The organism is Flavobacterium branchiophilum NBRC 15030 = ATCC 35035, assembly GCF_002217205.1.
Taxonomy (GTDB): domain Bacteria; phylum Bacteroidota; class Bacteroidia; order Flavobacteriales; family Flavobacteriaceae; genus Flavobacterium; species Flavobacterium branchiophilum.
The window spans coordinates 1-15,542 of record NZ_MUGT01000049.1; the positions used below are offsets into that span (position 1 = coordinate 1).

The 15,542-nt window shown below is 30.6% G+C and carries 13 protein-coding genes; 12 read left to right on the top strand and 1 reads right to left on the bottom strand.

The window, feature by feature from the left end:
• Positions 1-381 precede the first annotated feature (381 nt).
• The 11 genes from B0A58_RS06985 to B0A58_RS07035 all read left to right on the top strand — a co-directional run bounded on the left by B0A58_RS06985 (position 382) and on the right by B0A58_RS07035 (position 12,682).
• Complete coding sequence (locus B0A58_RS06985; RefSeq protein WP_089080455.1) at positions 382-2,328, top strand: LysM peptidoglycan-binding domain-containing protein; 1,947 nt, start codon at positions 382-384, stop codon at positions 2,326-2,328.
• Between the two features lie 4 nt (positions 2,329-2,332).
• A complete protein-coding gene (locus B0A58_RS06990) occupies positions 2,333-2,734 on the top strand; it encodes an OsmC family protein (RefSeq protein WP_014083880.1) in 402 nt (133 codons plus the stop codon).
• 12 nt (positions 2,735-2,746) lie between these two features.
• Positions 2,747-2,983: a DUF3820 family protein gene (locus tag B0A58_RS06995; protein ID WP_014083881.1), complete on the top strand. Its 237-nt coding sequence runs from the start codon at positions 2,747-2,749 to the stop codon at positions 2,981-2,983.
• Between the two features lie 110 nt (positions 2,984-3,093).
• On the top strand, positions 3,094-4,713 hold the full coding sequence (locus B0A58_RS07000) for a CTP synthase (protein ID WP_089080456.1): 1,620 nt from the start codon (positions 3,094-3,096) through the stop codon (positions 4,711-4,713).
• A 28-nt stretch (positions 4,714-4,741) separates the two neighbouring features.
• Positions 4,742-6,643, top strand: coding sequence for a membrane protein insertase YidC (gene yidC / locus B0A58_RS07005; RefSeq protein WP_089080457.1), 1,902 nt, complete (start codon positions 4,742-4,744; stop codon positions 6,641-6,643).
• Between the two features lie 117 nt (positions 6,644-6,760).
• Positions 6,761-7,693 carry a glycosyltransferase family 2 protein gene (locus tag B0A58_RS07010; protein WP_089080458.1) on the top strand — a complete coding sequence of 311 codons (933 nt, stop codon included), beginning with the start codon at positions 6,761-6,763 and terminating at the stop codon, positions 7,691-7,693.
• 25 nt (positions 7,694-7,718) lie between these two features.
• Positions 7,719-8,672 (top strand): glycosyltransferase family 2 protein, encoded by a 954-nt coding sequence (locus B0A58_RS07015; protein ID WP_089080459.1) that lies wholly within the window; start codon positions 7,719-7,721, stop codon positions 8,670-8,672.
• Positions 8,665-9,879, top strand: coding sequence for a hypothetical protein (locus B0A58_RS07020; RefSeq protein ID WP_089080460.1), 1,215 nt, complete (start codon positions 8,665-8,667; stop codon positions 9,877-9,879). The genes B0A58_RS07015 and B0A58_RS07020 overlap by 8 nt, the downstream gene beginning before the upstream one ends.
• Positions 9,861-10,961 carry a glycosyltransferase family 4 protein gene (locus B0A58_RS07025; protein WP_089080461.1) on the top strand — a complete coding sequence of 367 codons (1,101 nt, stop codon included), beginning with the start codon at positions 9,861-9,863 and terminating at the stop codon, positions 10,959-10,961. Before B0A58_RS07020 ends, B0A58_RS07025 begins: the two co-directional genes overlap by 19 nt.
• 9 nt (positions 10,962-10,970) lie before the next feature.
• The gene (locus tag B0A58_RS07030; protein ID WP_089080462.1) at positions 10,971-11,966 is read left to right on the top strand and encodes a glycosyltransferase family 2 protein; all 996 of its coding nucleotides are present in this window, start codon (positions 10,971-10,973) and stop codon (positions 11,964-11,966) included.
• Between the two features lie 20 nt (positions 11,967-11,986).
• Positions 11,987-12,682, top strand: coding sequence for a toxin-antitoxin system YwqK family antitoxin (locus B0A58_RS07035; protein ID WP_243389464.1), 696 nt, complete (start codon positions 11,987-11,989; stop codon positions 12,680-12,682).
• Positions 12,683-12,742: 60 nt separating this feature from the next.
• Here B0A58_RS07035 and ilvC read toward each other — a convergent pair whose 3' ends face one another.
• Complete coding sequence (gene ilvC / locus B0A58_RS07040; RefSeq protein ID WP_089080464.1) at positions 12,743-14,227, bottom strand: ketol-acid reductoisomerase; 1,485 nt, start codon at positions 14,225-14,227, stop codon at positions 12,743-12,745.
• A 216-nt stretch (positions 14,228-14,443) separates the two neighbouring features.
• On the opposite strand from ilvC, the gene B0A58_RS07045 reads away from it, so the two are divergent.
• Complete coding sequence (locus B0A58_RS07045) at positions 14,444-15,334, top strand: AraC family transcriptional regulator (protein ID WP_089080465.1); 891 nt, start codon at positions 14,444-14,446, stop codon at positions 15,332-15,334.
• The last annotated feature ends 208 nt before the right edge of the window (positions 15,335-15,542 follow it).

The following is a 15,542-nucleotide window of genomic DNA, read 5'->3' on the forward strand; positions in this document are numbered from 1 at the left end:
AACCTCTAATTTCTAACCTCTAACTTCTAACCTCTAACTTCTAACCTCTAACTTCTAACCTCTAACTTCTAACCTCTAACTTCTAACCTCTAACTTCTAGCCTCTAACATCTAACCTCTAACTTCTAACCTCTAATCTCTAACTTCTAACCTCTAACCTCTAACTTCATACTTCATACTTCATACTTCTAACCTCTATTAAATTCAATTATTTTATTACAAATAGTAAAAATGAATATAAATATTATAGGATTTGAATTTTGACAAATATTAAAGAAAGGTATGGTTGGTGAAATATTTTGTTAAGAAATACTAATTTGTTTGATAATTAAAATTAATTAACCTACTTTTGATATTCGTTAATTGATTTAAAAATTATAAGATGTTTAGAAAATTTGCCCTTACTATTGGCTTACTTATTAGCCTTTTAACCTCTGCACAAAACATTGTAAAACATAAGGTATTACAAGGTGAAACCATTACTCAAATAGCACAAAAATATCATGTAACTCCTTTTGATATTTACAAGTTAAACCCTGATGCACAAAAAGGATTACAGGCCGATGCCGTATTGTTAATCCCAAACTCGTCTGCAAATATCAAGGCGGCACTTGAAAAACCTGGAAAAAATGAGGTTATTCCCGTTAAAACAACGTATCAAACGCATACCGTTTTATCTAAAGAAACCATTTTTGGAATTGCAAAACAATATGAAATTTCGGAAGAAGATTTGTATAAAGTAAATACAAATTTAGAAAAAGAAGGATTGAAAATTGGTTCTATAATTAATATTCCAAATAAAAATAGTAAGACTAACACGGTAAAAAGTCCCAAAACCAATGATGAAAAACCGGTATATCATGAAGTATTAGAAAAAGAAACCAAATATTCTATTGCCAAAAAATATGGTATAACGGTAGAAGCCCTAGAAGCCAAAAATCCAGAAATTGTATCTGGACTTCAAATGGGATACAAACTTTTGATTAAAGGTACTTTGCCAAAAATTCAAGAAACGGTTAAAGAAATTAATGTAAAAAAAAAACCAACTGAAACTATAAAATGGGTAAATTATGAAGTTAAATCAAAAGAAACTTTATATAGTTTGTCCAAAAAATTTAGTGTCAAACAAGATGATTTAACACTTTGGAACCCTGATTTGGCCAATGGATTAAAAGAAGGAATGATATTGAAAATTCCTGCAACAGCTACCCTTGCAAACGAAATTAAGAAAAATAAAACGGATTTAAAAGCAACGCTAAAAAATCAGGATAAGAAAAAATTAGTGATGTTACTGCCTTTTAATAGTAGCAAAATAAAAACAGATTCTGTAGCGGTTCTTCAAAAAAAGTTTAAAGAGGATCAATTTTTAAACCTCACTATGGATTTTTATTCTGGTGCTTTGATGGCTATCGATTCGGCTAAATCATTAGGAATCAATGTAGATGTAACCATATTGGACTCAGAGGAAAATAAAAACAGTTCTAATGTTGATAATTTAGCCAACAAAAGCAGTGTCAAAACGGCACATGCCATTATTGGCCCTTTTTATCAAGCACATGCCGAAAAGTTAGCATCCATTTTAGAAAAAGACAATATTCCTGTTATTTCGCCTTTATCAAAAGAAATGATAGGTACTTACAAAAACATGTATGCTTCTATGCCAACACCTACATTTATAAAAGATGCCATGTATGATTATATGGAACAAAAAAATGGCAATATTTTGGCAGTAATTGATCCTAAAAAAGCAGGTTTGAAAAAATATATTGTTGAAAATCAAAAGGAAACTAAAATAGTAGCTTTGTCAGATAAAGGGGCGGTTGTGTCTGATAATATCAAAGCACTTTTGGTAAAAGACAAGCTCAATTTTGTAGTAATGGCTTCAGATAATAGCGGCATGATATTGACATTAGTCAATCAATTGATAAAATTTCAAGCAGAATATCAAATACGTTTAGTGATGTTAGAACAATCAAAAGCATTGAATTTTGAAGAAATTGCCATGAGTAAACTTACAAAATTGCAATTAACTTATCCGTCTTTGACAAGGGAAAATGAAACTGCAGATGCAAAGAAATTTGAAAGAGCATACAAAAAATTAAATAAAACTTTTCCTAATCAATATGCCACACGAGGATTTGACATTACGTTTGACACCCTTTTAAGATTATCTCAAGAAAAAGATTTTGAAACCTCTATTAATGATGATGCTACGGTTCAGATAGATAATAAATTTGATTATGAAAAAATAATTTCAGGAGGCTATATCAACAAAGGCGTTTTCATTTTACAATACAACAATGATTTAACAATTACAGAAGCACCATAAAAAAATGACATCAAAAGTAACTTATTTGGGCGATTTGCGAACATCCTCAACTCATTTGCAATCTGGAACAACTATACTGTCGGATGCCCCAACAGACAATCATGGAAAAGGAGAGGCTTTTTCGCCTACGGATTTGTTAGCCAATGCTTTGGGCAGTTGTATGCTATCTATTATGGCCATCAAATCGAAGGATTTGAATGTAGATTTGAAAGACGCAACGGCCGATGTTACCAAAATAATGCAAGCCGAACCCAGAAAAATAAGCAAAATAATTATTGTATTGACTATGCCCATAACCCCAACGGAAAAGGAACGTACAATTTTAGAACGGGTGGCTCTGAATTGTCCTGTTTTGTTGAGTTTACATCCAGATATTGAAAAAGAGCTAACATTTAATTGGCAATAAATCAATTTTCAAATGGATGATAATCAAAAAAAATTGATACAATTGGCACATACCAAAATGCCTTTTGGCAAATATGAAGGTCGTTTTTTGATTGATATTCCGGAGTATTATATTGTTTGGTACCACAATAAAGGCTTTCCAAAAGGAACACTAGGCGAGCAATTGCAGCTTATTTATGAGTTGAAATTAAACGGATTGGAAGACCTGATTAGAAATATCAAAAAAAAATATCCTAAACCCAATGGATAAAATGTTACACGGCAAAAATTTCAAATTTTATAGTTAAAAAAATTTGTTGTATTTTTGCCGTGTTTTTTATGTAAAATTTAAAAAACGAAACAACATAACGTATTTAAAAAATGAATCAAACAAAATATATTTTTGTAACAGGAGGAGTTACCTCTTCATTAGGAAAAGGTATTATTGCCGCTTCTTTAGCAAAATTGCTACAAGCCAGAGGTTATAGTACAACAATTCAGAAATTTGACCCATATTTGAACGTAGATCCAGGAACATTAAACCCTTATGAACACGGTGAATGTTATGTAACCGATGACGGAGCAGAGACTGATTTGGATTTAGGACATTATGAAAGATTTTTGAATGTTCCCACATCACAAGCCAATAATGTTACAACAGGAAGGGTATATTTGTCTGTAATCGAAAAAGAAAGAAGAGGAGAATTTTTAGGTAAAACCGTACAAGTTGTACCGCATATTACAAATGAAATCAAAAACAGAATGCAATTGTTAGGCAATTCAGGAAATTTTGATATTGTAATTACTGAAATTGGAGGAACTGTTGGCGATATAGAGTCGCTACCTTATATAGAATCTGTTCGTCAATTGGTTTGGGAATTAGGCGAAAAAAACAGTATCGTGATTCATTTAACCTTAATACCCTATTTGGCTGCCGCAGGCGAGTTGAAAACCAAGCCCACACAACATTCTGTAAAAACCTTGATGGAAAGCGGTATCAAAGCAGATATTTTAGTATGCAGAACAGAGCATGAATTATCTGACGAATTACGTCAAAAGTTGGCATTATTTTGTAATGTAAAACGAGAAGCTGTCATTCAATCTATTGATGCTTCTACTATATATGAAGTGCCCAACCTTATGCTTCAAGAAGGTTTAGACGTTGTAGCTCTAAAAAAATTAGATTTACCTCAAAAAAACACCCCCGATTTAAAAAATTGGAATATCTTTTTACATCGTTTGAAAAACCCAAAACATACCGTAAACATTGGGCTTATTGGCAAATATGTAGAATTACAAGATTCGTACAAATCTATTTTAGAAGCCTTTATACATGCGGGTGCAGCCAATGAAACCAAAGTAAATGTAGTATCTGTTCATTCCGAATTTATTGATGAAAATAATGTAGCCGAAAAATTGTCTGGTTTGGATGGTATATTAGTAGCTCCTGGATTTGGTGAACGAGGTATCGAAGGAAAAATTGAGGCTGTACGATATGCTCGTACCCATCAACTACCGTTTTTTGGTATATGTTTGGGAATGCAAATGGCTGTAATTGAATATTTTAGAAACGTTTTGCAAATCAAAGATGCCAATTCTACCGAAATGAATAACGGTACATCAAACCCAGTTATTAATTTGATGGAAGAGCAAAAAAACATAACCGACAAAGGAGGTACGATGCGACTTGGTGCTTGGAAATGTCAATTGACAAAAGACACATTAGCCTATCAAATATACCAACAAGAAAACATCTTAGAGCGTCATCGCCATCGGTATGAATTTAATAGCGATTATTTACCTAAATTGCACAATACCAACATGAAAGCTTCTGGTATCAATCCAGATACTGGGCTGGTCGAAATCATAGAATTGGACGATCATCCTTTTTTTATAGGGGTACAATACCATCCAGAATATAAAAGTACTGTTGCCAATCCACATCCATTATTTGTGAATTTTGTGGCTGCAACCGTGAAAAGCAAAAACAAAAAAGCATAAAATTTAAAATTAAAATATAAAAACCAAAATGGAAGAAAAAAAACTAGATTATAATTCAATTATTGGATTTGTATTGATTTTTGCTATTATGGCATGGATGTACATACAAAACCAACCTACAAAAGAACAAATTGCTGCCGAAAAGGCGAATAAAGCTATTGAAGCCAAAAAAGCTACAACCCCAACAGCAGCTGCTTTTACTGCACCCGATGTAGCAAAGGATAGTGCTACAAATGCTGCTCAAATACAAAAATGGCAAGCCACTCTTGGAAATTTTGCCTATTCGGCTACATTGCCATCTGCAAAAGAATCTTTTACTACATTAGAAAATGACGTTTTAACGCTGAAAATTGCCAATAAAGGAGGATATATTGTAGAAGCCCATTTGAAAAAATTTGAAAAGTTCAAAAAAGGTTCTGGACAAATGGTTTCACTTATAAAAGATAATAATTCAAACTTAAACTTACAAATTGTTACTCAAGATAACAAAACCCTTTCTACAAAAGATTTGTTTTTTGAACCAACACTAACCAAAATTGGTAGCAATCAAGTGTTGTCGATGAAATTGAAAACAGGAGCCAACGACTATTTAGAATACCAATATGTATTAAAACCAAACGACTATATGCTTGATTTTGACATTAAGTCTAAAGGGTTGAACAAAACAATTAATGCCTCAAAACCTATTGATTTACAATGGGATATGAAAACTTTTCGCAATGAAAAAAGTGTTTCTTATGACAACAGATATACCGAAATTAATTATGAATATGATGGAGGAAAAAACAATTATACAGGACAAGGACACGACAAAGAAGAAACGCCAGAAAAAGTAACATATATATCATTTAAACAACACTTTTTTTCGTCGATATTGGTAAGTAAAACACCTTTTGAAACCTCAAAATTAACATCAAATGATTTGGTTTTGGACGAAAAAACAGATACCATTTATACCAAACAATTTAAAGCCAATTTACCTTTGGTAGTAAAAAATGGCGAAGTAGATTATAAAATGAATTGGTATTTTGGACCAACAGATTATAAAGTATTAAAATCATACAATCAAAATTTAGAAAAAACCATTTCTATGGGGTGGGGCATTATTGGTTGGATCAACAAATTGATATTTACCCCATTATTTGGATTTTTAAGCGGTTATATGAATTATGGAATAGCCATTATAATATTTACTATTTTGATAAAATTGGCCATGTCGCCTATCACCTATAAATCCTTTTTATCTCAAGCAAAAATGAAAGTACTCCGTCCGGAATTGACAGAGTTAAATGAAAAATTTGCAAAAGATCCGATGAAAAAACAACAAGAAACCATGAAATTGTATAACAAAGCGGGGGTAAATCCTATGGCGGGTTGTATTCCAGCATTGATACAAATGCCCTTTTTGATGGCTTCGTTTCAGTTTTTTCCTTCAGCATTTGAACTCCGACAAAAAAGTTTCCTTTGGGCAGACGATTTGTCTTCATTTGACCAAATTTTTAAATTGCCATTTACAATCCCAATGTATGGAGACCACGTCAGTTTGTTTCCAATTCTTGCAGCCATTGCCATTTTCTTTTATATGAAAATGACTTCTGGCGATCAACAAATGGCGGCACCACAACAAGAAGGCATGCCAGATATGGCCAAAATGATGAAAATGATGATTTATATTTCGCCATTAATGATGTTAATATTCTTTAATAGCTATGGTGCAGGTTTGAGTTTGTATAACTTTATTTCAAACTTAATAACCATTGCCATTATGTTTGTTATTAAAAACTATATAGTAGATAGCGACAAAATTCATGCTCAAATTCAAGAAAACAAATCGAAAGAACCTAAAAAAATGGGTAAATTTCAACAAAAATTACAAGAAGTAATGAAACAGGCCGAAGAACAAAAAGCCCAACAACAAAAGAAAAAATAATTTTTTAATCCGCTTTTATAGCGGATTTTTTTTTGAAAATTTCAAATTACTAAAATTTTTAAAATAAAAAAAAGTATATTTGTATAGTATATATTAGAGTTTAAAATAGATTAATTTATGGATAATTTTGTATCAGTCATCATTCCAAATTACAATCACACCTTTTATTTAAAAAAGCGAATAGAAACTGTTTTACAACAAAGCTATCAGCATTTTGAGGTGATTTTATTAGATGATGCTTCAACAGATGACAGTTTAGCCATTATCAATCAATACAAGCAACATCCTAAAATTAGTCATATTATTCTTAATAAAAAAAATTCAGGAAGCCCATTTGTACAATGGAAAAAAGGCATTGATCTTGCAAAAGGAACTTATATATGGATTGCAGAAAGTGATGATTATTCAGACTTGAATTTTTTAGAAAAAGCAATGAATTTATTTGCAAATCATAAAAAGTTGAGTTTGGTTTTTTGTAATAGTATTATTGAAGATTTAATAAAAAACACTTCAAAAAAGTTGATTTCAAATAAAAAATCAGGATTATATTCCAATAACAATTCATTATTTTTATATGACTGGTTTTTTAATAATAATGAATTTAGAATAGTTAATGCAAGTTCATGTGTTTTTAAAACGGACTGTATCAATCAAAAAATACTTGAAAAAATAACAAACCATCGGTATTCTGGAGATAAATTATTTTGGGCTAGTATGCTCATAGACTATCCTGATTTTGGATACTTAGAAGAGGTGTTGAATTTTCATACATTTCATGCTCAAACTACTCGTAATTCTACGGGTATAATAATTGATAATATTAGAAATAACGAACTTTTAGAGATTTATAATTACTGTAATTTTACACAGAATATAGATTCAAATGTAAAAAGAAAAAATGAAATTGGTATTAGATTCATTAGGTTTTCATTGTATCAGTTCATAATTTATAAAAAAATAAAAATCAGTCCATTTTTAAAAGGCATGAAACTAATAACATGGGATAAAAAAAGGTTTGGTAAAATTTATCGAACTTTAAAACAACAATAATTTTTAATTCAAATATTGTAATTTTATGAGTTGTATCATTTCCATAATAATACCCTTTTATAATAGCGAAAAATATATAAAAGAAACCTTGAAAAGCATTCAAAATCAGTCGTTTATAGATTTTGAATGTATATTGATAGATGATGGAAGCACAGATTCTTCTAATGTAATAATTCAAGATTTTACAAGAAAAGATTCAAGATTTAAATTGTTTTTGAGAACTGAAAATGACCCAAAGGGGCCTTCAGGATGCAGGAATTTAGGTTTTCGAGAATCTAACGGTAGTTATATTCAATTTTTTGATAGCGATGATTTGATGCACCCCAACCATTTAGAAAAAAAAATTAATGCTTATCTTAATCAAGAAACGGATTTAGTTATTTGTCAATTAATTGAATTTGATAATGATGATTTTTCAAAAAAATACGGATTAAACAAAATTGATGATTTTGAGAATTTATTGAACCATCTTAACGGAACTACGGATTATTATTTACCTTGTCCGTTATGGAAAAGAAATGTAATAGCAAATGACTTATTTCCTACACAAACAAAAATTTATGAAGATTTGATATTTAACCTGATTAACAGGAAAAAATGCAAAAAAGTTACTTTACTATACGAACCCCTCATTTATTATAGAAGACATATTGATAGCACAACCGGACGTGTAAATGCAAATAAAAATATTTTACAACAAAAGATATTAGCTTGGAACATCATTTATGAGGAACTTAAAACAGATGTAAACATACACCAGTTAAAATCTATTTTATTTCAAAACAGTTATTTGAACTATTATTATTTAACTTTGCAAAAATCCATACCCTTGATGTTTTTTCAATTAAAATATTTATTTTTATTTTCTTCAAAATCGGAAGATTATTTTAACATGATAAAATTATTGATATATACACCTATAACTTTTATATTTTTGAAGGGATATTCATTATATAAACTAAAATCGACACATGAATAAAGCACTTTGTTTATTAAACCACGGTCCAGAATTTAGGTATTTAGATGTTTTAAAACAGTCTAATCAATATGACGAAATATGTATTTTGATTTCAAAAAGAATCCTTGATGTTATAGAACCAAACGAAATAAAAGGGTATAAAATTTTTGTATTACCAGATAAAAAAAATAATTTTAGAATCAAATGGGCTTTGTTTTTAACAAATTTATGTGATGAATTTGCAAAAAAAACGAATCTTAAAAACGGCATACAATCATTTTCATATTCAAAGAAAAACGTAAAATCAAAGCAGCACAAAGTTTTGATTTATAGTAAATTCATTAATATTATTATTTCATTGTTCATAAAACCTCTATTTTTGATTACCAAAAAAAGCGGGGTATATTTATACCGAGACAATCAATTGTTACAATTGATAAATGAAACCCAATGTCAAACGATGATTGCTTTTGAACATTTGGGAGGTGTTGATTATCAAATGTATAACGGCAAAAATGCTGGCTTAACAATACTATATTATTTGAATAATCAAAAAGATTTAACCATTCGACCTTATGCTCCTTTAATGGCAGACCAATTTTTTATATGGTATGAATCTCAAAAAAAGTTGATGATTGATATTGAAAGGAGTTATCTTAAATCACATGCAATGGGTGTTTTTAGATTACAAAACCATCTAAAAAAACCAAGTATTAATCCTGAAAATAAAATTTTTAATCTACTATATTCTTGCTCAGATCCTCGTAGAAGACCTTATGAATTACAAACTTTAAAAAAATTAGCTCAATTAATTCAGCGCACTAAGTTAGAAATTAAACTTCAAATAAGACTCAATCCTATGGATTCTAGTGGGTTTTTTTTGGAATTGACTGAATTTCCTTTTGTTTCTATTTTAGAAAACAAGTGGCTGTGGAATGAAAAATTGTTTGTAAATATTCCTACAACTCAATCGGATTTGCATTATTTTAATCAAATTAGTAATGCAGATTGCATCATGTCGTTACCTTCAACTACATTAATTGAAGCTGTTTTGTTTAATAAAAAAACGATTTGTTTGATTGATATAAATTCTCCGGATTATTTAATTGAATGTCAAGAACTTAAAATGGTAGTCCCAACTGAAATTTTAGAACATCAAGATTTTCAAATAGTCGAAAATTTGAATCAAACAACATTAAATTCGATAGTATGTACGACATCATCATAGCAGCAGATTATTTGATAAATCCTAATATTTTTGGTGGAATAGACCGTTTTTTTTATCAATTATCTGAAAAATTACGGGTAGAGGGATATCAATTTATTTTTTTGTTTCCAAATAGGAATCATGCAAATCACGATCATTATACTCAAAATAATGTTCCATGTTTGTTATTAGAAGGAAATCATTTTATGAAAAGTGTAATTGCGTTTACAAATAAAAATCCGAGCAAGGTTATACACACACATTTTTTTCCAACATTTGCAAGACAGTATAAATATTTATCTAAAAATAATAAAGTAATAATTGTAACGGAACACATGTCTAGACCTATTCAAGGATGGTCTATCAAAAAACAAATCACCTCAAAGATCAATAAATTAATTTCATATCGATATATTGATCATATAATCCATGTAAGTAAATATCTAGAAAATGAAAATCGATTCTTTTTTGGAAACAATATTTTAACTAAATCGAAAATTATTTACAATGGTGTTGCCATTAAACCATTGAATAAAAATTATAAACAGAAAGTGGCTATAGATAATAAAATACAATTAATATCAGTGGGACGTTTAGTAAAGGAAAAAGGAATGTCAACTGTATTGAAGGTTTTTGAACATTTATGTAATCAATATGGCGAAAAATTTGAATTAAATATACTTGGCGATGGCTATCAACGAAAAGAATTAGAATGTGAAGCAGGGGCTAGATTGAATGAATCAATTTTTTTGAGAGGCAATGTCAATAATGTATCTGATTGGTTACGTAAAGCCGATGTATATGTTCATTGTGCCTCACAAGAAGCATTTGCGTTTATATTTCTTGAAGCAGCAGAAGCAGGTTTGCCAATTATAACGCTTGATGTTGGCGGTAATAGAGAATTTATTATAGATGGATTTAATGGATTTTTAATTCATGATTTAAGTAATTTACTAGAATTTGAAAATAAAATTGTTTATTTTATGAACAATATCGACCAAATCAAAAATATGGGACAAAATTCAAGGGAATTAGTAAAAAATAGTTTTTCAGACGTAAAAATGATTGAAAATTATATTGATATTTACAAAAAATATTTATAAATTATAAGCATGAACATTTCTTTAGTTATCTGCACTTATATGCGGCCAGATTCTTTATTAAAATTATTATATTCATTAGAGGCACAAATAATAAAACCAAACGAAATCATAATTGTTGATGGTTCTACTACTCTTGATACTCAAATAGTTTTAAAAAATAATGACTTTGATGTAACCTATTTTTTAGTAGATGATGATAATAGAGGTTTGACAAAGCAACGCAATTTTGGTGTTTCTAAAACTGATAAAAGCACGGATGTAGTAGCATTTTTAGATGATGATTTAATATTGGAACCCAATTATTTTGAGGAAATCATTAAAACTTATCAACAAAACCCAAAAGCTATTGGAGTTGGTGGTATTGATTTGGTTGAAAATACTTATAGTCTAAAAAATCCAAACCAAATGTACTCAAAGTTTGAATATTTTGAATTGGATGGATGGATAAAAAAGGAAGGAATGAGAAATAAAGTTAGAAAAATATTTGGTTTAATGACAGATTTACAACCCGAATTAATACCATCATTTTCTCACGGACGAACGGGATTGCCTCCAAACGATAAACTTTATGAAGTTGAGCATTTTATGGGAGGAATAGCCACCTATAAAAAAGATTTATTCCATAAAATAGCTTTCTCAAAATATTTTGAAGGTTATGGCTTATACGAGGATTATGATTTTTGTGTTAGGGCTATAAAACATGGTAAACTATATATCAATACAAAAGCAAAAGTACACCACTATCATGCCCCTTCGGGCAGACCAAATCAATATGATTATGGCAAAATGGTGGTTAGAAATGGGTGGTATGTATGGAGGTTAAAAAACCCACAACCTGATTTACAATCTAAAATAAAATGGCATGCCATTACAATATTATTGATGGTATTGCGTTTTTTTAATGCTTTTACTACAAAAAAAAGCAAACAAGCTTTTACAGAAAGTTTAGGTAGGGGGGTAGCTTGGATTCAATTATTTTTTGACAAACCTACAATTGAATATTAATTTTGATGACTAAAACAAACATGAAGTATTTTATTATATTGGTATCCTTTTTTATAAACGGATTACTGTTTTCTCAAGAGTGTAATACATTAGACCCACAAGGACGCAAGCACGGGTTGTGGAAAGGTTATCATGAAGGCTCCAATCGATTGCGGTATCAGGGTACTTTTGAGCATGGCAAAGAGGTTGGTACTTTTCAATATTTTGATGATACAAAAGCGGGAGATGTGATAGGTGTTCGGATTTTTGATGCACAAAATAATAGTGTTTATACCACTTTTTATGATCAAAAAAAAAATATTGTAAGCGAAGGAAAATCTATCAACAAGCTCAAAGAAGGTATTTGGAAATATTATCATTATGCCTCTAAAAAAATCATGACCGAAGAGTTTTATCGGGCAGGAAAGTTAGATGGTGCACGAACGGTTTATTATTTGAATGGCAATATAGCGGAAATCACCACTTATAAAGAGGGTTTAAAAGACGGTTTGTATAAAAAATTAACAGAAGAAGGTGTTGTTTTAGAGATAGTTACATTTAAAAATAATGAATATGATGGGCAAGCAGTTTATAGAGATGTAAACAACCAAATAGTTTCTGAAGGGATATTTACAAACGGTAAAAAAACAGGAATTTGGAAGTTTTATGAAAACGGAAAATATATTAGGTCGGAGAATCATAATTTTCAAGGGAAAAAATTTGCCAAGAAAAAGTAATACATAAAAAAGCGGTTTAAATTATTTATTTAAACCGCTTTTTTTGTAAATAAAACAATACTAAGCCAAAGAGCTGATGGCTTTCATATCGGTCATGGCCTCTCTTAATTCGGCACCAATAAGTTCAATTTCATGAAAACGTAAAGCTTCATTTACTTTGATTAAAGTTTTGTTGTCCACACCATGATCTTTACCTTCGTTAAAGTTTTTTCCAATAATATTGGTTTCAACTTTTGTCATAAAATCTGCCAATAATGGTTTGCAAGCATGATCAAATAAATAGCAACCATATTCAGCCGTGTCAGAAATGACACTATTCATTTCAAATAATTTTCTTCTTGCAATTGTATTCGCAATCAAAGGCGTTTCGTGTAACGATTCATAATAAGCAGATTCTTCTTTGATACCTGCTTCAACCATTGTTTCAAAGGCCAATTCTACTCCTGCACGAACCATGGCCACCATCAATAGGCCATTATCAAAATACTCTTGTTCGGCAATTTTAACATCGCCAGCTGGTGTTTTTTCAAAGGCAGTTTCGCCAGTTTCGGCTCTCCAAGTCAATAAATTTTTGTCGTTATTTGCCCAATCAGCCATCATGGTTGAAGAAAATTCGCCACTCATAATATCGTCTTGGTGTTTTTGAAACAACGGACGCATAATGTCTTTTAATTCTTCCGAAATTTCAAAAGCTTTAATTTTTGCTGGATTCGACAAACGGTCAAACATGGCCGTAATACCTCCTTGTTTTAATGCCTCGGTAATGGTTTCCCATCCGTATTGTATTAATTTAGAGGCATATCCAGCCTCTATTCCTTTTTCGATCATTTTATCAAAACATAAAATAGAACCTGTTTGCAACAAACCACACAAAATGGTTTGTTCGCCCATCAAGTCTGATTTTACTTCGGCTACAAACGACGATTTCAAAACTCCAGCTCTGTGGCCACCCGTAGCAGCACAATAAGCTTTGGCATAGTCCCAACCTTTGCCCTCTGGATCGTTTTCTGGATGAACGGCAATAAGTGTTGGAACCCCAAACCCTCGTACATATTCAGCTCTTACTTCGGTTCCAGGGCATTTTGGTGCTACCATAATCACAGTAATATCCTTACGAATTTGCATTCCTTCTTCTACAATATTAAATCCATGCGAGTAAGATAATGTGGCATTTTGTTTCATCAAAGGCATTACGGCTGCAATTACGGCAGAGTGTTGTTTATCTGGTGTCAAATTGATAACCAAATCAGCCGTTGGGATTAATGTTTCATAAGTGCCAACGGTAAAGTTATGGCTTGTGGCATCTTTCCATGATGGTCTTTGTCCGTCTATTGCTTCCTGACGCAATGCAAATGCAATGTCTAGTCCAGAATCTCTCATATTTAATCCTTGGTTCAACCCCTGAGCGCCACAACCAATAATCACGATTTTTTTGCCTAATAATGCTTCAACTCCTGCAGTAAAATAACTTCCGTCAAGAAATTCGCATACTCCTAACTGGTTCAATTGTTCTCTTAATGGAAGAGAATTAAAATAATTTGCCATTTTGTATTGTATTTATAATAATTAATGTAATGATTTGTAAAAAACTTTACAAAGGTGTATTAATTTTTGAACTTTCAAATGTATATTTGCCGTTTATTTAGGTACTTTTTATGGTATGATTAAAATGTATTTTTTTGATAATAGGCTAATTCTCTGAATCACATCATTTTAAATCATTATCTAATAGGTATAATTATGCTTTAATGTATTTGCAATATGACTAAAATTCCAAAAGACATCCCTGTTTACAGTATCGATACTTTCATTTCAAAAACCGAAAATGCCATTCATTTTCAGGTGGAACCTTTTGATATACATCGCAACTTTAAAGTTACTTATCCGCATCGGCACGACGATTTTTATGAAATTTTATTTATAACAGAAGGCACAGGACATCACATCATCGATTTTCAATCCTACGACATCAAACCTTTTAGCTTGTTTTTTTTATCTCCAGGTCAAGTGCATGAATTAATCCTTTCGCCCGATGTAAAAGGCTATATTTTTTTGTTTACTTCAGGATTTTATCATTTTAATAAAACCAATACTAGTAAAATATTCGAGTTGCCTTTTTTTTATAACCTCGATCAAAAAAATCCTCCCTTATATTTACAAAACCTACAAGATAAAGAAAACCTTATTTTGATGTTTAAAAATGCCATTTTGGAAACTTTGTCGCAAAAAGAAGATTATGAAGAGGTAGTTCGTGCCATTTTGGATTTGATTTTGATACAATGCAAACGCATTTACCCGAAAACAAATGTTATTTTTCAAACACCAAAAGGGATTATTTTAACCAAAAAGTTCAAGCAAAATATTGAACAAAATTATCAAAACAATTGGTCTATTCAACAATATGCTGCCCAATTGCATATCACAGCCAATCATTTGAGTGAAATTGTCAAACTCCATACAAGTCGGACACCTACCGATTTGGTAAACGACAGAATGATTATCGAAATCAAAAGATTGTTGATACATACTAATTGTAGTGTTTCTGAAATTGCCTATCAATTGAACTTTAGTGATGCGTCCTATTTTTCAAAATATTTCAAAAAACAAACACAAATAGCACCATTAGAATTTAGAAAAGCCCATCTAAAATAACCATCAGCCCATACAAAACCAAAGCATGAATAAAATGAATTTTGATGGACATCATATATAATACCAAATATACATATAAAATAGTCCAATCTATTGGTTCTTTTTTGCTAAAATCATTCAAAAAAATAGTTCCGTAGCCCAGCTATGCAACGATTTTTTTTGAAAATTTTCTCTAAAAAATAACTACGTATCTTTGGACTATTTTATA